Annotated in this window: 18 protein-coding genes and 1 tRNA gene; 9 read left to right on the top strand and 10 right to left on the bottom strand. The window is 71.4% G+C overall.

What is annotated here, in order from left to right; all coding sequences use genetic code 11:
- The first annotated feature begins 300 nt into the window (after positions 1 to 300).
- Positions 301 to 765 carry a hypothetical protein gene (locus ACZ6QO_RS06265; protein ID WP_465848206.1) on the top strand — a complete coding sequence of 155 codons (465 nt, stop codon included), beginning with the start codon at positions 301 to 303 and terminating at the stop codon, positions 763 to 765.
- Positions 766 to 938: 173 nt separating this feature from the next.
- A complete protein-coding gene (locus ACZ6QO_RS06260) occupies positions 939 to 1,994 on the top strand; it encodes a PucR family transcriptional regulator (RefSeq protein WP_465848204.1) in 1,056 nt (351 codons plus the stop codon).
- 115 nt (positions 1,995 to 2,109) lie between these two features.
- On the opposite strand, the gene ACZ6QO_RS06255 is transcribed toward ACZ6QO_RS06260, so the two are convergent.
- Positions 2,110 to 3,177 carry a glycoside hydrolase family 16 protein gene (locus ACZ6QO_RS06255; RefSeq protein ID WP_465848202.1) on the bottom strand — a complete coding sequence of 356 codons (1,068 nt, stop codon included), beginning with the start codon at positions 3,175 to 3,177 and terminating at the stop codon, positions 2,110 to 2,112.
- Positions 3,178 to 3,557: 380 nt separating this feature from the next.
- On the opposite strand from ACZ6QO_RS06255, the gene ACZ6QO_RS06250 reads away from it, so the two are divergent.
- Positions 3,558 to 4,010, top strand: a complete 453-nt coding sequence (locus ACZ6QO_RS06250; RefSeq protein WP_465848200.1) for a hypothetical protein — start codon at positions 3,558 to 3,560, stop codon at positions 4,008 to 4,010.
- Positions 4,011 to 4,119: 109 nt separating this feature from the next.
- On the opposite strand, the gene ACZ6QO_RS06245 is transcribed toward ACZ6QO_RS06250, so the two are convergent.
- Complete coding sequence (locus tag ACZ6QO_RS06245) at positions 4,120 to 5,298, bottom strand: glycosyltransferase (RefSeq protein ID WP_465848198.1); 1,179 nt, start codon at positions 5,296 to 5,298, stop codon at positions 4,120 to 4,122.
- 257 nt (positions 5,299 to 5,555) lie between these two features.
- Entirely contained in the window at positions 5,556 to 7,454 is a 1,899-nt protein-coding gene (locus tag ACZ6QO_RS06240) for a SpoIIE family protein phosphatase (protein WP_465848196.1), read from the bottom strand.
- Between the two features lie 145 nt (positions 7,455 to 7,599).
- Here ACZ6QO_RS06240 and ACZ6QO_RS06235 point away from each other — a divergent pair, with 145 nt between their 5' ends.
- Positions 7,600 to 8,313: an ANTAR domain-containing protein gene (locus tag ACZ6QO_RS06235; RefSeq protein ID WP_465848194.1), complete on the top strand. Its 714-nt coding sequence runs from the start codon at positions 7,600 to 7,602 to the stop codon at positions 8,311 to 8,313.
- Between the two features lie 70 nt (positions 8,314 to 8,383).
- On the opposite strand, the gene ACZ6QO_RS06230 is transcribed toward ACZ6QO_RS06235, so the two are convergent.
- Positions 8,384 to 8,752: an STAS domain-containing protein gene (locus ACZ6QO_RS06230; RefSeq protein ID WP_465848192.1), complete on the bottom strand. Its 369-nt coding sequence runs from the start codon at positions 8,750 to 8,752 to the stop codon at positions 8,384 to 8,386.
- A gap of 224 nt (positions 8,753 to 8,976) precedes the next feature.
- Here ACZ6QO_RS06230 and ACZ6QO_RS06225 point away from each other — a divergent pair, with 224 nt between their 5' ends.
- The 3 genes from ACZ6QO_RS06225 (at position 8,977) to ACZ6QO_RS06215 (ending at position 11,771) form a co-directional block, all read left to right on the top strand.
- Positions 8,977 to 9,759, top strand: coding sequence for a SigB/SigF/SigG family RNA polymerase sigma factor (locus ACZ6QO_RS06225; protein WP_465848190.1), 783 nt, complete (start codon positions 8,977 to 8,979; stop codon positions 9,757 to 9,759).
- Positions 9,760 to 9,916: 157 nt separating this feature from the next.
- Positions 9,917 to 10,369, top strand: a complete 453-nt coding sequence (locus tag ACZ6QO_RS06220) for an ATP-binding protein (RefSeq protein ID WP_465848189.1) — start codon at positions 9,917 to 9,919, stop codon at positions 10,367 to 10,369.
- Between the two features lie 40 nt (positions 10,370 to 10,409).
- The gene (locus ACZ6QO_RS06215) at positions 10,410 to 11,771 is read left to right on the top strand and encodes an NAD(P)/FAD-dependent oxidoreductase (protein WP_465848187.1); all 1,362 of its coding nucleotides are present in this window, start codon (positions 10,410 to 10,412) and stop codon (positions 11,769 to 11,771) included.
- Between the two features lie 164 nt (positions 11,772 to 11,935).
- Here the strand turns inward: ACZ6QO_RS06215 and ACZ6QO_RS06210 are convergent, their stop codons facing one another.
- The 5 genes from ACZ6QO_RS06210 to ACZ6QO_RS06190 all read right to left on the bottom strand — a co-directional run bounded on the left by ACZ6QO_RS06210 (position 11,936) and on the right by ACZ6QO_RS06190 (position 15,033).
- Positions 11,936 to 12,355 carry a CBS domain-containing protein gene (locus tag ACZ6QO_RS06210; protein WP_465848185.1) on the bottom strand — a complete coding sequence of 140 codons (420 nt, stop codon included), beginning with the start codon at positions 12,353 to 12,355 and terminating at the stop codon, positions 11,936 to 11,938.
- A 46-nt stretch (positions 12,356 to 12,401) separates the two neighbouring features.
- On the bottom strand, positions 12,402 to 12,593 hold the full coding sequence (locus ACZ6QO_RS06205; RefSeq protein WP_465848183.1) for a hypothetical protein: 192 nt from the start codon (positions 12,591 to 12,593) through the stop codon (positions 12,402 to 12,404).
- A gap of 8 nt (positions 12,594 to 12,601) precedes the next feature.
- Positions 12,602 to 13,609, bottom strand: coding sequence for a hypothetical protein (locus ACZ6QO_RS06200; RefSeq protein ID WP_465848181.1), 1,008 nt, complete (start codon positions 13,607 to 13,609; stop codon positions 12,602 to 12,604).
- 3 nt (positions 13,610 to 13,612) lie between these two features.
- Positions 13,613 to 14,470 (bottom strand): hypothetical protein, encoded by an 858-nt coding sequence (locus tag ACZ6QO_RS06195; RefSeq protein WP_465848179.1) that lies wholly within the window; start codon positions 14,468 to 14,470, stop codon positions 13,613 to 13,615.
- Between the two features lie 98 nt (positions 14,471 to 14,568).
- Positions 14,569 to 15,033, bottom strand: coding sequence for a hypothetical protein (locus ACZ6QO_RS06190; RefSeq protein ID WP_465848177.1), 465 nt, complete (start codon positions 15,031 to 15,033; stop codon positions 14,569 to 14,571).
- Positions 15,034 to 15,226: 193 nt separating this feature from the next.
- Between ACZ6QO_RS06190 and ACZ6QO_RS06185 the strand changes: the two genes are divergently transcribed.
- A tRNA-Pro gene (locus ACZ6QO_RS06185) sits at positions 15,227 to 15,300 on the top strand.
- A gap of 276 nt (positions 15,301 to 15,576) precedes the next feature.
- Here ACZ6QO_RS06185 and ACZ6QO_RS06180 read toward each other — a convergent pair.
- A complete protein-coding gene (locus ACZ6QO_RS06180) occupies positions 15,577 to 18,234 on the bottom strand; it encodes a bifunctional acetate--CoA ligase family protein/GNAT family N-acetyltransferase (RefSeq protein ID WP_465848175.1) in 2,658 nt (885 codons plus the stop codon).
- 147 nt (positions 18,235 to 18,381) lie between these two features.
- On the opposite strand from ACZ6QO_RS06180, the gene ACZ6QO_RS06175 reads away from it, so the two are divergent.
- The gene (locus tag ACZ6QO_RS06175; RefSeq protein WP_465848173.1) at positions 18,382 to 18,513 is read left to right on the top strand and encodes a multicopper oxidase domain-containing protein; all 132 of its coding nucleotides are present in this window, start codon (positions 18,382 to 18,384) and stop codon (positions 18,511 to 18,513) included.
- Positions 18,514 to 18,575: the final 62 nt, after the last annotated feature.

Raw genomic sequence — 18,575 nt, 5'->3', positions numbered from 1 at the left:
CCGGTCCTGGGAGTTCCTGGCGGTGCCGCGGGCCGGGAGAGGCGCTGGTGGGAACAGGCTCAGTGCCTCGGAGGCCATGTCGCCGATCCCACCTGTATCCCAGCAGGTGTGGGATGCGCCTGGTCACAACAGGGCCGGCATCCCACCATCCCAAATGGCGTCATTCTCGTTGCCTTCGCGGCCGGGCGTTGCCACCGTCCATTCCGGCAGAAGCCGGAGCCCTCGCCCGGGGGCAAGGAGGAAAGCCCCGGTCGTCAAGCTGCCGTACCTCATCCGATTCGACGGAACGGAGAGTTCAGCATGCGCGCAAAGGTCATCAGGCTCATGCTCTGCGCTCTGGGGACGGGCGCACTGGTGGTGACGCCCATCACCGCACAAGCAGCCATTTCCGCCGGCAAGGCGGACGTGGCCGTCTCCTGCTCGGGCATGGTCAACCCCGTCAACGCGACCAGCGTAGGAACGAAATACCAGACGCCCGACGATAAGGGGTATTTGAACCTGCGCGTGGGTTACATCGGCGGCGTGCAGTACGCCTGGACACAGTTGACCAACACCAGAAACGGAGACCGGATCTGGATCGACATCTCCGGCGACAGGGGGGCGCACTGGAAGCAGTGCGACCTGCGCACTCTGACCGCCGGCGGCCGTAACTACACCCAGGCGCTGAAGACCAGCTCCAGTTCGTCCGTGTGCATGCGAGCCGGCTCCCGAAGGGCCGGCGATGACATCTCCTACTTGGCCCCCCGAACCGGCTGGTGGTGCTGATACGAGCATCAGGCGGCGATCCGCCAGGGGAGCTCTCTCGGCGTCGGAAGGTCTCAGGACTTCCGGCGCCGGGGGGAAACGGGTCGGGTGCCCTGATAGGGCGCTCTGAGAGCTCCAAGTAGGCGTTGAGGCTGGTAAACGCGTTGCTCTGCCACTTGTATGACAATGGGCGGGTGGATCTGCAGGAGATAGTGGACGACGTCGCGCGCATCCTGGACGCCTCGGCGACGCTGGAGGACCGCGCCTTCCAGTTGCTCGCCTACGCGGCGCAGAGCGGCGACATCGACGCCGTCCGGAGCGAGTCCATCCTGCGCCGCCGCGCCTCCGACGAGGTGCGCGCCTATTTCGAGGGCTACGGCGTCGCCACGGCCGCCGGCCCTGTGCGCATCCCCGCCGACCGCGGCCTCGGCGTGCTCGCCCGGGTCTGCGTCCCGCTGCGCCATCGCGGCGTCACCTACGGCTACCTGTGGTTGCTCGACTCCGGCGCGCTCACCGACGAGCGCCTGCGGGACGTCGCGCCGCTGGTCGAGCGGGCCGCTGCGGCGCTGGCCCAGGAGGCGCGCAGCCGTCAGGACCTGGGGGTGCGCCTGCGCGACCTGCTGTCCGCCGACCCGGAGGTCCGCGCCTCGGTCCGGCTCGACCTCACCGGCCCGGTGGCGGCGATCGCCGTGCGCAACGCCTCCGGAGTGGTCGCCCCGCTGTGGACGCTGCCCCGCGGTGTGCTCGCCGACGCCGGCGACCCGCTCACCGCCGTCCTCGCGCCCGCCGCGCAGGCGCGGGCCGTCGCCGCGCGGGTGCAGGGCATGTACGGGACGGCCGCCGGCGTCGGCGGCCCGCGCGAGGACCCGGGGGAGGCGTGGCGGAGCTGGCGGGAGGCCACCCTGGCCCTGCGCGCGGCCCAGCGGGTCCGGCGGCTCGCCCCGATCGCCGCGTGGGCCGACCTCGGAGTGCACCGCCTGCTGGTGCGGCTGTCCCCGGCCGAGCTCGCCGACCTGGCGGCCGAGGCCGCCGCCCTGGACGGCGAACTCGCCGTCACCGTCGGCACCTACCTCGACCAGGGCGGACGGGCGCGCGAGACCGCCGCCCGGCTCGGCGTGCACCGCCAGACGCTGTACTACCGGCTGGCCAAGGCCGAGCGCGTCACCGGTCTCGACCTCGACGACGGCGAGAGCCGTCTGGTCCTGCACCTCGGCCTCAAGGCCGCCGAACTCCTCGCGAAAGACCGCTGAGCGGCGCGGTAGCGAAGATCCTCAGGGGCGGTGGCGAAGATCCTCGGGGGTGCGGCGACGACGGACCTCAGGGGGGCGGTGACGATGGACCCTCAGGGGGTGCGGACGATGGATCTCAGGGGGCGCGGTAGATCCTGACCCAGTCGACGAACATCGACACCGTCTTCGGCGTCGAGGCGTTCCTGCACGGCGACCACTGGTTGCAGACCACGTCGTTCTGCAGGGTCAGGTGCATCGGCCGCCCTTCTGGCACGCGCGGCCCGGTGTAGTCCCAGACCCGCCTGCCGTCCAGCCAGAACGTCAGCCGGCCGGGCAGCCGGTCGACGGCCAGGGTGTGCCACCGGGTGAAGTCGGCGCGCATCTGGCTCTGCGCCTGCGGGGCCTCGCCCCGGTGGATGTAGATGCCGCCGGTCCGCCGGGTCGGGTCGATCACCTCGGCGAAGTCGATCTCGGCGTACTCGCCGCTCTCGCTGCTCGGCCACAACAACGCGACCAGCGAGTATCCGGCGCCCGCCTCGCCGCGGAAGCGGACCTCCCACCGGCCGTAGGTCTGCGACAGGCGGCCGGCGACGCCGCCGGACAGGTCCTTGCCGCCGTAGAAGCCGCCGGTCATGCGCAGCATGCCGTTCCGCACGCTCGTCGCCTGGGCCGTGCGCGGGTTCACCCGGGCGTCGGGGGAGTGGTACACCTCCCACCTGCTCCGGTCGACGCCGGTGCCGTCGAAGTTCTCCACGAGAACCGGCGTGCCCCACCGGGGGTCCGCCGCCGGGGACGACCGGGGAGCGTCCGGCGCGCTGGGTGCGTCCGGTGCGTTCCCTGCGTCCGGTGCGTGCCGCGGCAGGGCGGACGGCGCCCGGGGGGAGGCGGGCTCCTGCCCGGGCGGGCGCCCGTACCTGCGGTCGTAGACGGGAGGCGGCGGGTACCCGGGCGGGCCGCTCGCCGCGTAACCGGACGCGGCGCCGCCCGGCGGGCGGCCGGTCACCGGCGCGGGGCGCGGCGGGCGGCTGGTCACCGGCGCCGCGTGCGGCGGCCCGGCCGGCGCCGCGGCCGTGGGGGAGGCGGCGTCCCGGACGGCCGCCGGTCGTCCCGCATCGCCGGGACGCCCCGCGTCCGTGCCCGACGGGCCGGGACAGAGGGTCAGCGTCGTCGCCGCCACGATCATGTACGCGCTGCGCATCGGCATGCGCCCATGAAAGCAAGCATTCACCTCTGATCACAGGGTTATGACGATTTGATGTCCATCGCCCCGTGGCGAACCGGTCGCTCCGAAGCCTGAATGTTTCAGCGGACCGTGAACCCGTACGACCGGCCGGCGGGCTCCTTCCCACGCGAACCGCGCTTTCCGGTCGCGGCACGGATTCCGGCTCGTCGCCGGACGCGCGGTCCCCCGCGGACGGCCCGCTCCGCGGGCGCCGAGCCGGCCGGCGACGGAGCGCGCCCTCGATACGTCCCGCCCGGCACCACCGTTTCCGGCCGTGACGAAAATTCGCGGGCGTTGACCGCCGGTCCGGGAAGGTGCTGAATTCGCTGAGATCGAAGTCGGCGCTACAAGAAGGGATGTCCATGGTTGCTGGGAATCCGGTCCGGCGGGTGCTGGCGTTCGGCTCGGCGCTGGTCGCGATCGGCGCGCTGAGCGTGGTGGCGTCGCCGCCCGCCGCCGCCGACGGCATCACGCTGCAGGTCACGGTGGACTGCCTCAACAACAACTACTACGGGGACACCAGCGACTGGTACCCCACGATCACGGCGCTGCCCTACAGCTCCATGACCGCGATCCCGTCCATACACGCGTGGCGGTACACCACGACTCTGCCCGCCGGCAGCACCTACGCGGCGAGCGTCCCCGCGCTGTGCAGCGGCGGACACCAGTACGGCGACTACACCGGGTCGGTCACCGGCGTCAGCATCCCCGCGGGCACGACCACCGTGACCGGCACCTGGGGGTGCTACACCGCCCCCGTGTACCCCGGCCCGTGGCTCACCAACTGCACCCCGCAGTCGGTGACGTACAGCTGACCGTTCCCTCCGCGCCTTGGGCGAACGGAACAGGCCCGCATCCTGAGAGAACCGACGAGCCCGCGCCACCGGTGGTGGCGCGGGCTCGCGTGGTGCGGGGAGAGCGGGCTCAGGCGGCCTCGGCCTCTTCGACCTCGGCCTCGGCGGGCTGCTCGTGGCCCGTCACGCTGTCGTACACCCGGACCAGCTCGCGGCTGATGCGCTCCATCGAGTACCGCGAGTCGGCGCGGTCGGCGCCGGCGAACCCGAGCGCGGTGCGCCGGGTCAGGTCGCCGAGCAGCAGGCGGGTGCGGCGCGCGATCGCGCCGGGGTCGGTGGGGCGGACCAGCAGGCCGGTCACGCCGTCCACCACCGAGTCCAGGTGGGCGCCCACCGCGGAGGCGACGACCGGGACGCCGCAGGCCATGGCCTCCAGGGCCACCTTGCCGTTGGGAACGGCGACCGGCAGCGACAGCACGATGTCGGCGCTGCGCATCAGCTTGGCGACGGAGTTGTGCGGCACGTGCCCGAGCAGGGTGACGCGGTCCTCGACGTGGCACTCCTTGGCCAGCAGGCGCAGGCGCTCCAGGTCGCTCTCGGTGTCGGGGGCGCCGGCGATCGGGCCGCCGGCGATCAGCAGCTCCGCGCCGGGGATGCCTTCGAGGGCGCGGATCGCGGCGTGCGCGCCGCCGCCCTGGGTGATGTGGCCGACGTGGACGAGGCGGGGGCGCTCGCCACGGGTGAGCGACGGGCCCTGGCGGCGGAACCGGTCGGTGTCGACGCCGTGCGGGACGACCGCGATGTTCTTGCGGGGCACGCCGAGCCTGATGAGCTCCTCGCCCTCGCTCGCGCAGGAGGCGATGACCGCGTCGGCGCGGCGGCCGATCGCGCGCTCCAGGCGCACCCGCGCCGCCTCGTCAGGCCCGCCGCCGGGGCGGATGCGGGCGGAGCCGAGCTGGTGGAAGGTCTGCACGATCGGGACGTCCATGCCGTCGGCGCCGGCGATCGCGGCCAGGCCGCCCGTCCAGGAGTGGGCGTGCACGATGTCGGGGCGCTCCTTGCTCCAGCGCTGCCTGAGCTGGGCGCTGAACGCCGCGATGTGCGGCATGAGGGAGTTCTCGGGGAGGACCTCGGCGGGGCCCGCGTCCAGGTACTCGATCGTCACGCCGGTGGCCACCTTCACCCGGGCCTTGCGGTCGGGGGAGTTGCGGCGGGTGTAAACGGTGACGCGGTGGGAACTGCTCAGTTCGCGGGCGATGGCCGGAATGTCGGCGGGAAGCGCGTGCACGGAGACGATGGCGATGTTCACAGGGGCACACCTCAGGGAAGCCGGGTCGCACAGAAGGACCCAAGGACGTACTGAGTTGTGCCTGCGTCTTAGGCACGCGATCTGAACATGAGTTTACCGGTGTCTGGAACAAGACAAACCCCTCAGCGCCAAAAATCTCGGAGAAAATGCCCTCCCCGGGCGGCGGCACATGCCTCAGCGGGCGCGCAAGCCCTGCTCAGAGCGCCGTCGCGACCCCCGCGAGGGCCGGAAGGACTCCGGCGCTCCCGGCGGCGGGGTCAGCGGGTGCGGCGCATGGCGAGCAGGGTCGTCTCGTCGAGCACCTGGTCGCCGCAGAACGCCCGGTGGTCCTCTTCGACGGCCTTGACCACCGCCGCCGCCGGCTGGCCCGTGCAGCGCGCGAGCACCTCGGTCAGTCTGCTCTCGCCGTACGCCAGCTCGCCCTGGCCCGCCCGGCCGCGCGAGCCGGCCAGCCCGTCGGAGTACAGCACCAGGGTCTCGCCGACGGTCAGCGCGACCTCCTCCACCGGGACCGCCGTCCCCGTCTCGATGCCGAGCGGCATGCCGCCCCCCGAGGTGTAGCGCACACCGCCGTCGTTCTTCAGCACGGCCGGCGGATGGTTGCCCGCCGAGGCGAGCCTGACCCGACCGCCACGCCTGCCCGGGGTGACGAAACCTGCCGCGACCATGACGAACATGCCGGTGTCCTGCGCCACCAGGGCGTCGTTCAGCCGCGCGACCACCGTCCCGGGGTCCTCCTCCCACACGCTGAGCGTGCGCAGCCCGCCGCGCACCATCGCGGTGACCGAGGCGGCCTCCTCGCCCTGGCCCACGACGCCGCCGACCGCGAAACCCCAGCCGTCCTTGACGGGGAACACGTCGTAGAACTCCCCGCCGATCGATTTCGGCCCGGCGCCGGTGTGGTAGGCCGCGGCCACGTCGTAGCCGGGCACGTCCGGCAGGGTGCGCGGCAGCACGCCGGTCTGCAGGGTGTCGGCGGCCTGCGCCCTGCCGTGGAAGACGCGCTGGGCGCGCAGCGTGAGCCCGATGTGCGCGCCGGCGTCCTCCATGAGCGCCAGGTCGGCCAGGCCGAACGGGGGCCGCTCGCGCAGCCGCAGCAGCGTGATGACGCCGTGCGTCTCCTCGCCGGCCTGGATGGGGACGCTCAGCACCGACCCGGCGCGGGTCGCGTGCAGGACGGGGGAGCCGTCCGGCAGCACGCCGAACAGGGTGTCCTCCTCGACCATCTCGTGTACCACGCCGCACCCGCTCGCGAGCACGTGCGCCACCAGCGGCGCCGCCGCGGGGTCCATGAGCTCGAGCGTCTGCACCAGGCGGGCGACGGGCTGGTTGGCCGGCCCGATGACCAGCGAGCGCTGCGCCACGCCGTCGCGGACGACGTCGGCGAACACCCAGTCGGCGGTCTCCGAGGCGAGCAGCCGGCCCGCCCGGATGAGGGCGACCGGCTCGCTCAGGCTCTCCTCGTCCAGCAGCAGGCGGGTGAGCCGCGACATCAGCTCCTGGCGCCGGGCGGCGCCCATGATGAAGGACTCGTCGGGCGAGTGCTCCGGCTCCTGCGCCGCCTGCGCGGTCTCGGGCGCGCGCACCTCGACCGGCAGCGCCACCGCGGCGATCATCTCCTGCGGTTCGCCGGGCATGCGCAGCTGGGTGAGCACGAGGCGGACATTGTGCGCCCGTCCCTGGTGGGCCAGCCGCGTCGGGAACGCCGCCGTCTCGCCGGTGTGCAGCACGGAGGTCAGATGAGAGCGGAACGCCGCCCGGCGCGAGACGTCCACCAGCAGCGGGAACGCCCTGCCGGTCAGGTAGCCGTCCGGGCTGCCGAGCAGGCGGGAGGCCTCGGCGTTCACCCGCCGGACCGTGCCCGCCGTGTCCAAAATGATCACCGGGACGGGGAGGGTGCGGTAGACCGTCCGCAGCAGCTTCAGCTCGCGGTTGGAGCTGCTCTCTTTGCTGCCCGATCTGCGCCGGGACTTGCCCAGCTCGCCGATCGAGGCCCGCAGCAGATCGCGGGCCGTGTCGAGTTCGACCAGCGCGGCGTCCAGGGTCGGGCCCGGGTCGCCGGGGTAGGCCGAGCGGGCGTCCCGGAGCGACGAGATGCGGGCCGTCAGGCCGCTCAGCGCCTGCTCCAGCGCGGGGAGATCATTGGGGTCGGTCAAGTTGGCGTCCTTCGTATGGCGACGGGGACATGGAGTCCCCTGCTAGACCGTACGTCAAGGAGATGCCCGGCATCGATGAACATCTCCCGCCGGGAATTAACCTGGCTTTCGAGGGAAGCGGAGGCTTTGTATGGAGACGATGCGCATGTTCGGTCCCGCTCTCGCCCGGGACCTCGCGGCCCTGGGGCGCGTCAACGAGGGCACCTCGATGGAGAGCGTGCTCCGCGGGGTGACCGGCGCGGTGGCGACCGGGGTGCCCGGGTGCGCCGGCGGCACCGTGGAACTGCGGCGCGACGGGCGGCTGATGCTCTCGGCGTCCCACAGCGACCTCATCGCGCTGGTCGACCGCGAGCGCGCCCTGGGGGAGGGCCCGTCGGTCGAGGCGACCTCGACCGGCAGGAACGTGCTCGTCCCCGACGTGCTGCGCGACACCCGCTGGCCGCGGTACGCCGCGACGGCCGTCAAGCACGGCGTGCGCGCCACGCTCGTGCTGCCGATCTCGATCGATGGCGCGACGCTGGTGCTCGGCCTGTACGCCGTGCGGCCCGGCGCCTTCACGGGCGGCACGGCCGACCCGCTGGCCGCCCTGCTCACCGAGCAGCTCACCGTGGCCCTGGCCAACGTCTCCGAGTTCGACGAGATGCTCACCGACGCGGCGCAACTGCAAGAGGCCCTCGCGGGACGGGCCGTGATCGACCAGGCCAAGGGCATCATCATGCACGCGAGCGGCTGCTCCGCGGAGGCGGCGTTCGACGAACTGCGCCGCCTGTCGCAGCACCACCAAGTGAAGGTCGCCGACCTGGCCCGGCTGCTGGTCAGCGAGCACCAGAGCAAGCACGGCGGCGCCCTACCGTCCTGACGGGATCGCGTGTCTCATCATGCTTCGACGCACTTTAGCGCGATATATGCGGTCGAAACGTGATGGACCGCTACTCCTTGAAGGCGGCCAGCGCCTCCTCCGCCGTGTCGTACAGCGGCAGCCGCTGCGCGAGGCCGGTCACCCACATCACCTTGGAGTTGGAGTACTGCACGCCGACCAGGGCGAAATGGCCGTCGGCCGCCATCGTGCGCTGCCAGTGGTGCACGATCAGGCCGAGCGCCCGGGAGTCCATGAACGTCACGCCGGCAAGGTCGAGCACCAGATCGGGGCCGTGGTCGTCGGTTATCTGGGCCAGCCGGTCGGTGAACTGGTCGCGCGTCGTCGCGTCGAGGATGCCGCTCACCCGCACCACGGGCACACCCTGAGCGATCTCTGACGTAAGGGTCAGAGCGGAGTTCGCCCTGTCTGGAACGGTCACCACGCGCCTCCAAGCCGCTTCCCTGGCGCATGGCGCCAACCCCGTCGGGGGTCAATCGCAACATTACTGTTGCCTGGGGGGTAGCAATACTCTTGATTTTTAGGGAATACTGGAGCCGAGGTCCAGCAGAGGGCCTCGTCTCGACAGTAGTACGCGAGGCGATGTCGGCTCTGCATGGGCATGGTCGGTTCCGCCTCGCTTGCAAGGCATACGAGGGAGCAGCAATGGCTGCCGAGAACCACACCTTCTCCCAGACCGACGTCACCGCCGAAGACCTGCTGCGCGAGCTGCACGAGCCCGGTACCACCGAGGCCAGGCGGGCGCGGCTGCGAGAGCTGATCGTCGAGATGCACCTCCCCATGGCGAGGGAGATCTCCCGCCGGTACCTCCACCGGGGCGAGCCCATGGAGGACCTGCTCCAGGCCGCGTACGTCGGCCTCATGAAGGCGATCAACGGTTTCGACGCCGAGCTCGGACATAGCTTCAGAGGCTATGCCATGGTGACCATGACCGGCGAAGTGAAGCGCCACTTCCGCGACCGCACGTGGGCCGTGCGCGTCCCCCGCCTCTACCAGGAGCGGCGCTCGGAGCTCAACCGCCTGGTCGCCGACTTCACCCAGGAGCTCGGCCGGTTCCCCACCGTCGCCGAGCTGGCCCAGAAGATGGGCATCTCCGAGGAGGACATGCTCCTCACGATGGACGCCTCCGCCGCCTACAGCACCCTGTCGCTGGACGCCCCGATGGGCGCCGACGACGACGCGGCCGCGCTCGGCGACCTGATCCCCGACGCGGACGACGAGCTGGGAACGCTCATCGACCGCGAGGCGATCAAGCCGCTGATCGACCAGCTCCCCGAGCGCGAGCGCAACATCCTCCTGCTGCGCTACTACGGCAACATGACCCAGGCCGAGATCGCCGCGGAGTTCGGCATCTCGCAGATGCACGTCTCCAGGATCCTCCGCAAGGTCCTCGACCAGCTGCGCTCGCAACTGGTGGCGGCGGGCTGATTAAGCCGCCGATCCTGGGGCACTGAAGGGCGGAACAGTAGTCGCGTTGAGGGGGCACTTCCCTAACGGGCCGGTATCCCGGGGTATCTTCGTCGATGTAATCGCCCCCGTGCAGGGTGACCTTTCATAGTTGATCGCTTCTGGAGGCGGTTATCGGGTGAACGAGGATGAAGTCCCTCCTCCCCGCTTCCTCGCGGACGGGGGCGGCCCCAAGCCGCTCCCGTCCGGCGTGGCGGTCAAGGAACTGACGTTCTGTGTCGGGGACCTCCCGGACGTCCGTGACTTCGCCGCCCTCCAGGCCCGCCGGGCGGGCATGGGCGAGGAGATGATCGGCGACTTCCTCGTCGCGGTCAACGAGGTGGCGACCAACGCCGTGACGCACGGCGCGGCCAAGGCGCGGTTGCGGGTCTGGTGCGAGAACGGCGATCTGATGGTCGGCATCCACGACGACGGCCACTGGATCCCCGAGGAGACGCCCGGCATGGTCGCTCCGCACGACTACTCCACCAGCGGCATGGGCCTGTGGGTCGCCAGGCGGCTCACCAAGGAGCTCGTCCTGCGGACCGGGCCGAACGGCACAGAGCTCATAATGCGTTTCAAGCTGCCGTAAATGTCCAGATAGTCCCCATCTGTCGGGGTACGTCCCGGCTATGACAGAGCGAATCCCGCACGTGCTCGTCGTGGGCGGCGGCGCCGTCGGCATGCTCGCCGCGCGGCGCCTGCAGAAGAGGCTGCGCCGCGGCGAGGCCCGTGTCACCGTGGTCGACCTCGACTCCTACATGACCTACCAGCCGTTCCTCGCCGAAGCCGCCGCGGGGAGCGTGGAGCCCCGGCACGTCGTCGTCTTCCTGCGCCGGGTGCTGCCCGGGTGCCAGATCCTCAGCGGCCGGATCACCCGGGTCGAGCTGGCATCCCGCACGGCGCACTTCCAACCCTACGAAGGGCCGGGACGCACGATCGAGTACGACTACCTGGTGTTCGCCCCCGGATCGATCTCCCGGACGCTGCCCATCCCCGGGCTCGCCGACTGCGGCATCGGCTTCAAGACCCTGGAAGAGGCCATCCACCTGCGCAACCACGTCCTGGCCCAGCTCGACCTGGCGGACTCCTGCGTCGACGAGCGGCTGCGCAGACGGGCACTGACCTTCGTGTTCGTCGGCGGCGGCTACGCCGGCGTCGAGGCGCTCGCCGAACTGGAGGACATGGCCGCCGACGCCTGCCGCTACTTCCGTCACGTCCGGCCGTCCGACATGCGCTGGATCCTCGTCGAGGCCACCAGGAAGATCCTCCCCGAGATCGGCGTCGAGATGGGGGAGTGGACCGCCAGGGAGCTGCGCCGGCGCGGCATCGACGTGCGCACCGGCACCCGGCTGGAGTCCGCCGTCGACCACCACATCATGCTGAGCGACGGCGACCGGTTCGACGCCGACACCCTGGTCTGGACGGCCGGGGTCAAGCCCAACCCGCTCACCGCCGTCTCCGACCTGCCGCTCGACGCGCACGGCCGGGTCAAGGTCGACGCCGGCCTGCTCGTGGACGGCACCCGGTTCGCCTTCGCCGCCGGCGACTGCGCCGCCGTCCCCGACCTCACCCGGCCGGGGCTGACCACCCCGCCCAACGCCCAGCACGCCACCCGTCAGGCCGTACGGCTCGCCGACAACCTGATCGACACCCTGCGCGGCCGGCCGCGCCGCCCGTACCGGCACCGCAGCGCCGGATCGGTCGCCAGTCTCGGCATGTACCGGGGCGTCGCCAACGTATACGGGCACCAGTTGCGCGGCCTTCCGGCCTGGTTCCTGCACCGCACCTACCACCTGTCCAAGATTCCGACGATCAACAAGAAGGCCCGCATTCTGATGGACTGGACGCTCAGCCTGCTGTTCGCCCGCGAGATCGTCTCCCTGGGCGCCATGCAGGACCCCCGCCAGGAGTTCGAACTGGCCACCCGCACCGCCCAGCAGTCCCTCCGCGATCGCACCCCGGCCACCTCCGGAACCCACAGAGGCCACTGAGGCCCCGCAACGGACATGCGGCGGGCACCGGCCACGCGGCGGGCACCGGCCACGCGGCGGGCGCATCCGCCGTGCGGGACGCGGAAGGGCGCCGCCCGGATCGGACGGCGCCCTTCCTCCTGCACCGCGTGACCCGAGGCCCGGAGGGGACACGCGATGAGTCCTCAGCCGTTCGGCGGCGCGCCGCTGATCTCCGACAGGGGAGACGACGGCCGCTGTTCGAGCGCCATGTCCCCCAGCGACACGATCCCGACGGGACGGCCGTCCACGACCACCGGCACCCTGCGGACGGCCCGTTCCCGCATCAGCCGGACGACGTCCTCGACGTCCTGGTCCGGCCGGGCGGTGACCAGGTCGGAGGTGCAGAGACTGCCCAGGGGGGTCGAGTCCGGATTGCGGGCCTCTGCGACGGCGCGCACCACGATGTCCCGGTCGGTCACCAGGCCGCACAGCCGCTCGTCCCTGGTCACCAGCACGTCCCCGATCGCCTGGTCGCGCATGAGCCGCGCCGCCTTGGACACAGGCGCGTCCGCGGGCAGGCAGACCGGCCGATGCGTCATGACGTCCCGCACCTGCTGGCTCATCACCGGCACCTCATCTCCGCCGTCTCCGCTTCCGGATGGCCGGGCGTCAGCGGCGGGTGCGCCGGTAGCCGCGCCACGACCCGCTGCCCATGCCGGCAGTGCCGATACCGCCCTGGTGCAGGGCGAGCAGGCACAGCCCCAGCGCGATCAGCGCCGTGGTCGAGATGCCGATGCTCGTGCCGAGCAGGCTGAACAGGAAGGCGATGCCGAAGACGATCGCCGCGACGATGGCAAGCATCGATTACCTCACTTCGTGTCGGCCGGGCCACCGCTGCCGGCGCCCGAGTAGGAGAGCCCCACCAGTTCCTGAAGGAGCGAGCGGTAGTCGCGCAGAGCGAGCCGGAGCCGCTCGGTGTCGTTCTGGTCGCCGGTCTTCCACCGGTCGACCAGGCCCTGCTTACGAGAGGCGATCGCCGCCACGGCCTCGTCCACGAGCCGGTCCGCCCGCTCGACGGCGTCCTTCGGGTCGTCGACGAAGCTCGCCTGGACCTCGCGCCACCGCCGCTCGAAGTCGCCCGTTCCGAACGCCCCGTCCGTTTTGCCGCCGACGCCGCCGTTCTGCGCGCCGAGGTCTCCGGTCCCGGTCACGCCCGCGTCCACCTCACCGGCGCCGTCGTTCCCGGCGTTCTCGGTGTGCGCGGTTCCGGGAATGGACGGGGAGACGCCGTCGAGTCCCGTGCCGGCGCCGTCGGCCCGCGTCTCCCCGGACCGCTCCTCCACGTCGTTACGCGCGACCACCGGCTCGGGCTTCACCTCGGGCACGGCCGTCAGGCCGGACTCCTGGTCCCGCGTGGGGTAGTCGGCCTCCTCCGGATAGACCATCAGATCGCGATCCGGGGACGTCTGCCCGCGCGAGCCGGAGTCCTCCGCCCCGAGGTTCGCCCTGGAGTCCACCTCGGAGTCCACCGCCCTTTGATCAGGGACGTCGTCCACGGGGTCGCCCAGCTCGCGGGAGTCATGGGCGGGATCCGGGTTCTCCGCCCCGCCCGCGCTCTCCTCGAACGGACGGTCCGCGCCGGACGCGTCCCCGCCGCGCTCCCCGTCCAGGTCGTGCTCCCCGTCCAGGTCGCCGGAACCCCGGTCGACGGGGTGAAGCCCGTCCGGCTCGCCGTCCCCCGCCCAGTTGGGCCGGGCCGGGTCGTAGACCGTGCGGACGTCATCGGCGGCGGAGTCGGAGGTGCGTCCGTCCTCCGGCCTGCCGGTTTCGGTACGGGTGTCGCTGTCGGCGTCGGTGTCTCGGCGATTGAATTCCATCGGTCAGCCTCCCTGAGCGTTGCGGTACGAAGTGCGTCCACCGGCCACGCGCTCGTCGCTCTCCGCGGCCTTGCGCTCGTCGGTCTCCATGGCGCCGCGCTCGTCGGTCTCCGCGGCCACGTGCCTGCCGGTCTCCGTGGCCCTGCGGTCGCCGGCTCTCGTGGCCTCCCGATCGCCCGGCTCCTTGCCGCCGTACTGCCGCCGGTCCTGCTCCCGGCGCTCGTACTGCGCCCGGTCCTGTGCGGCCTCGGCGTACGGGGCGTCGCCGCGCCGCTGATCGTCGTCGCGGCCGCCGTCGGCCTCCCGCGCCCGCGGCTCACCGTCGCCGGCGGCGGCGTCCTCCAGCAGTTCCTGGAACAGCGCGCGGTAGTGCACCATCGCCTGCCGCAGTTCCTCGGTGGAGGCCTCCTGCCGCGCCGCGCGGCTGCTGACCTCGTGGGCCTCGCGGTAGTGGTCCAGCGTCTGCCCGTGGGCGACCGACAGGTCCGCCACCTGCTGCTCGAAGCCCTCGGTCGGGTAACCCCGCTCCGCCATGACGGCGGTCACCAGGTGGTCGGCCTCGGTCACCGCGAAACCGGGAGCGTCCACGAACCGCTCTTGGACCTCGGTCCACTTCTTGGCGTAGGTGGACCGGCTCTCCGAGGAGAGCGGCCGGATGTCCAGCTCGGCGTGGCGCTGCTCCCTCTCGCGCAGTTCCTGCTCCGCCTCACGGCGGCTCTCGCGCTCACGCACTGTGCGTTCGTACTCGGGGCCGAAGCGTTCTTGGAGTCTGCGCCTGCGCTGCTGCTGTGCCGCGAGGTAGCCGACGGCCAGGATCGCCACCACCGCGGCTACAACGACGGCCACCCAGGTGATGGTCATGTCTGCCTCCGGTTATGTGTGCCTTTGTAACCCCCCGACTGCCCGAGACGACGAGCCCGAAACGAAGCGGAACCAGCCTTTCACCACACCGAGTGCGGTCACCGGCCCTCCGGCGCTCCTTCCCCTCCGTCCTGCTCCCGCCGCCCCAGCACCGTGAGAGCGTCGCCGAGCACCTTCTCGACATGTGAGACGGAGGCCCCGCTCGCCGTCGTCTCGTAGAACCCGGCCTCGGGGCTGTAGGCGATGTCCAGGCCGCTCTCGACCAGCCTCCGCGCCCATCGCACCGCCGTATTGATCTTGGCCTGCGGCACCTCGCCGCCCTGCGCGACCGCCGACAGGTTCCGCAGATTGGTCGCCGGCCCCGTCTGGTTGTGGACGCGGTTCAGCTTCCACGGGATGGCCCCGCCATGGTCGAGCATCGGCTTGGCCAGCCCCGCTCCGCGCTTGGCCTGCAAGATCCCTGACTCCGTCACCCCGAAGTGCTCCGCCAGCCGCGCGTTGGACCACCCGCCGGCGACCAGCCGCCTCAGCTCATCCCGATCAATATGAGCCTTCCGCCCCATATGCCCATCCTGCTTTCGCCTCGCCCGACAGCTTCACTCGCCACGTCTTCCGGCACCGATCATCGGCCATCCCGTGACGCCCGCAGCTAAGACGCGCGACCCCCGGGACAGGAGTGCCCACAGCGCCCCGCCCACGCGTACGCAGGACTCCCCGATCTGCGCTAAGGTTGTTCTTGCTCGCCCCGGCGAGCAACGGGACGTAGCGCAGCTTGGTAGCGCACTTGACTGGGGGTCAAGGGGTCGCAGGTTCAAATCCTGTCGTCCCGACAGACGAAAAGGTCTGTCGATCAGGGAGTAATCCCGGGTCAGCAGACCTTTCTTCATGTCGGTCGGCTCATCGCGTGTGGCTACACCAACGCGCCGCCCGGTTCGCGGTCAGTCTGCAAGGGCGCGCCCTTCCCATCCGGCGACGGGGCCGGGCGGTGTCCAGGCGCGGGCCGGCGTCCAGACGCCCGGTGAAGCCGATCTTCGGAGGGACCAGAAGAAGGTCCATCCAGCGCATTCTCCGGTGGAACGCTCCTGCCCTGCGGCTGGAGCACTCACTCAGCGGAGCCGCCGCCGGCACGGCGACGGGAGTGGGGCGGCGGGCGCCAGCCGTACCCGCACGTCGACGGCGACGGCAGTGGCCGGAGTGACGAGGACGGGGTTGACGTCGATCTCCGCGATCTCCGGCAGGTCGTCCATGAGGTGGCCGATGCGCACGATCTGGTCTTTCAGCGCCTCGACGTCCGCCGGTGGCCGCCCCCGGTATCCGAACAGCAGGGGCGAGCACCGAAGCTCCCGGATCATCTCCGCCGCCTCCGCGTGGCTGATCGGCGGCACCCGGAAGGCACGGTCGGCGAGAAGCTCGGTGGCGACACCGCCGAGCCCGATCATGATCAAGGGCCCGAACCGCTCATGCGCGACGCCGCCGATGATGATCTCCACGCCCTCCGGCATCATGTGCTGCACGATCGCTCCGGTCATCGCCGAGCCGATCCGGGCGGCCATCTCCCGGTACGCCTGCCGGACCTCCTCCGGCGTTCGCAGGTCCAAGCGGACCCCTCCGACGTCGGTCTTGTGAACGATTCCGGGGCCGATGGCCTTCACCACCGCGGGCAGACCGACCCAAAGGGCGGCGTCGGCCGCGGTCTCGGGCCCGTCGACGCTCACCGATTCGGCCGTGCGGACGCCGTAGTGCGAGAGCAGCGCGGTCCCGATGTGGGCGTCCAGCCAGCGGCCCTGAGGACAGGACTCCAGATCACTCTCGACGATCTTCCTGGCCGCCCGGACGTCCGTACCGGTCTCTTCCTCCGGTACGGCCACCGGGCGGGCCGCCCATGAGGCGTATCGCTCGACGTGACTCAGCGCGCACGCCGCCTGCTCGGGGAAGGCATAGCTCGGGACCCGGCCCCCTAGGAGACCGTCGTGGCCCATCACGCACGCCAGGACGGTGGTCGTACGACCTATGGTGGCGGCCACGATCGCCTCCTCTGTGGCGTGGAGACCCGAGCCGAACGTCGGCGTGTACACCACCAGCAGCGCATCGACGTTCTCGTGGGCCAGGACCGTCTCGATGGCGTAGGTGAACTCCGCGGCGTCGCCCTCGGCGGTGAGATCGACGGGGTTGTGCACCGTGGCGGTGGGACGGAGCCGCGCGCGCAGGGCTCGCACCGTGTCGGACGAGAGTTCCGGGACGACGAGGCCTTGCTGCTCGCATGCGTCGGCGGTCATCGCCGCGGGGCCTCCGGAGTTCCCGACGATCGCCACCCTGCGGCCGGCCGGCAGCGGCTGGAAGGCGAGGAGCCGGGCGGTGTCCAGGAGACCTTGGACGCTGTCCTCGCGGATCACGCCGGATGCCCGCAGCAGGGCGTCCACCGCCGCGTCGGACGTCGCCGCGGCCGCGGTGTGCGAGAGCACCGCCCGATCACCCGAGGCGCTGCGCCCGCTCTTGACCATGATGATCGGCTTTCGCCGGCTGATCCTGCGGGCGATGCGGCCGAAACGGCGGGGGTTGCCGAACGACTCCAGGTACATGCCGATGACGGTGGTGTCCTGGTCGTCCTCCCAGTATTCGAGCAGGTCGTTCCCGCTGACGTCGGCCTTGTTGCCCACCGAGGCGAACGTGGAAAAGCCCAGCCCGAGCCGGCCGGCGCGCTCGATCAGGGCGACCGCGACCGCGCCCGACTGTGACATCAGGCCGAGACCGCCCGCCGCGGGCGGATCGGGCAGGAAGCTCGCGTTGAGCGAGGCCGTGGTGTTCACGATGCCCAGGCAGTTGGGCCCCACCAGGCGCATGCCGGCGTCCCGGCAGATCCGCAGCAACCGGCGTTCCAGGTCCTGGTCGCCGGTCTCGGCGAAGCCCGCGCTGACGACCACCAGGCCGCAGACGCCATGGCGGGCGCAGTCCCGGGCGACGTCCAGCACCGTGCCGGCGGGTGTGGCGACCACGGCCAGGTCCACGTGTCCGGGTACGGCCGCGAGGTCGGGGTGGGCAGGGAGGCCGCACACCTGCGAGGCTCGTGGGTTCACGGGATGGACGGGCCCGGGGAAGCCGCCGGCGATGAGGTTGCGCAGCACGCGGTGTCCGACTCCGGCGGGGTCACGGCCGGCCCCGATGACGGCCACGGAACGAGGGTTCAGCAGGCGGGTGAGCGAGTTGCGCTCCGCCTCGTGCATCCGCGTCTCGATCTCCTCCAGCAGATGCCGGGTCGGATGTGTGGTGAGGCGGATCTCGATCTCTCCGCCTTCCGCTCGTCGGCGCAGTGGCAGACCCAGATCGTCGAGGGCCTTGAGCATCTGCCGGTTCTCGGGGAGGACGGTGGCCACCAGTTCGCTGATCCCGCTCTCGGCGGCGTCGAGCACGATGTGCTCCATCAGCAGGGTGCCCAGTCCGCGGCCGTGCACCTGGTCGTCCAGCAGGATCGCCAGCTCGGCCTCGGGCCTGAGGGCGTGGGGGATGTACTCCGCGATGCCCGCCAACCGGCCGCCGACGATCGCGACCAGTGCGTGGCCGAGGTAGCCGGTCCCGGTGAGGCGGTTCACGTAGGCATGGGCGGAGGCGGTGCCTCCCGTGAAGAACCGCAGGTACGCCGAACGCTCGGAGGACCTGGAGACCAGCGCGTGCAGATCGTCTCCGTCGGAGGCGCGCAACGCGCGTACGTGAGCGATTCCGCCGTCACGCAGCAGAACGTCACATCCGTCGCCGGCTGGTCGGGTCATGATTCGAGCCTCCGACCTGGGACGCCCCGGACACAGAGTCTTTCGTCCCTGGGTAGGGCCTTCCGGCACCCATGGACCTTCAGCTCTCCCGCGCTTGAGGCGTGGTATCTGCCGCAGGCGAAAGACGTTCCTCCTGGCTATGCGACCGTGGTCGCCCATCCCCGCGAGATCACCCGGATCAGGGCGACGTTCGACCGGGCGGGCCTGTTCGTGTGGCACTGCCACCTCCTCGAACATGAGGACAACGAGATGATGCGCCCCTACCGCGTCCAGACCTGACACCTTCGCACGGCCACCGGTCGATCGGGCGGTCGGTTGGTCGGTTGGTCGGTTTGTCGGTT

The sequence above is a fragment of the Sphaerisporangium sp. NPDC049457 genome (genome assembly GCF_055586705.1).
The sequence above is the reverse complement of the archived record's forward strand: the minus strand, read 5'-3'. Positions and strand labels throughout refer to the sequence as shown.

Bases quoted from the DNA above. Each gene is read 5' to 3' on its own strand.
- ACZ6QO_RS06265 (WP_465848206.1), top strand. From the start codon at position 301: ATGCGCGCAAAGGTCATCAGGCTCATGCTCTGCGCTCTGGGGACGGGC.
- ACZ6QO_RS06255 (WP_465848202.1), bottom strand. From the start codon at position 3,177: ATGCCGATGCGCAGCGCGTACATGATCGTGGCGGCGACGACGCTGACC.
- ACZ6QO_RS06250 (WP_465848200.1), top strand. From the start codon at position 3,558: ATGGTTGCTGGGAATCCGGTCCGGCGGGTGCTGGCGTTCGGCTCGGCG.
- ACZ6QO_RS06235 (WP_465848194.1), top strand. From the start codon at position 7,600: ATGTTCGGTCCCGCTCTCGCCCGGGACCTCGCGGCCCTGGGGCGCGTC.
- ACZ6QO_RS06225 (WP_465848190.1), top strand. From the start codon at position 8,977: ATGGCTGCCGAGAACCACACCTTCTCCCAGACCGACGTCACCGCCGAA.
- ACZ6QO_RS06215 (WP_465848187.1), top strand. From the start codon at position 10,410: ATGACAGAGCGAATCCCGCACGTGCTCGTCGTGGGCGGCGGCGCCGTC.
- ACZ6QO_RS06210 (WP_465848185.1), bottom strand. From the start codon at position 12,355: ATGAGCCAGCAGGTGCGGGACGTCATGACGCATCGGCCGGTCTGCCTG.
- ACZ6QO_RS06205 (WP_465848183.1), bottom strand. From the start codon at position 12,593: ATGCTTGCCATCGTCGCGGCGATCGTCTTCGGCATCGCCTTCCTGTTC.
- ACZ6QO_RS06200 (WP_465848181.1), bottom strand. From the start codon at position 13,609: ATGGAATTCAATCGCCGAGACACCGACGCCGACAGCGACACCCGTACC.
- ACZ6QO_RS06195 (WP_465848179.1), bottom strand. From the start codon at position 14,470: ATGACCATCACCTGGGTGGCCGTCGTTGTAGCCGCGGTGGTGGCGATC.
- ACZ6QO_RS06190 (WP_465848177.1), bottom strand. From the start codon at position 15,033: ATGGGGCGGAAGGCTCATATTGATCGGGATGAGCTGAGGCGGCTGGTC.
- ACZ6QO_RS06180 (WP_465848175.1), bottom strand. From the start codon at position 18,234: ATGACCCGACCAGCCGGCGACGGATGTGACGTTCTGCTGCGTGACGGC.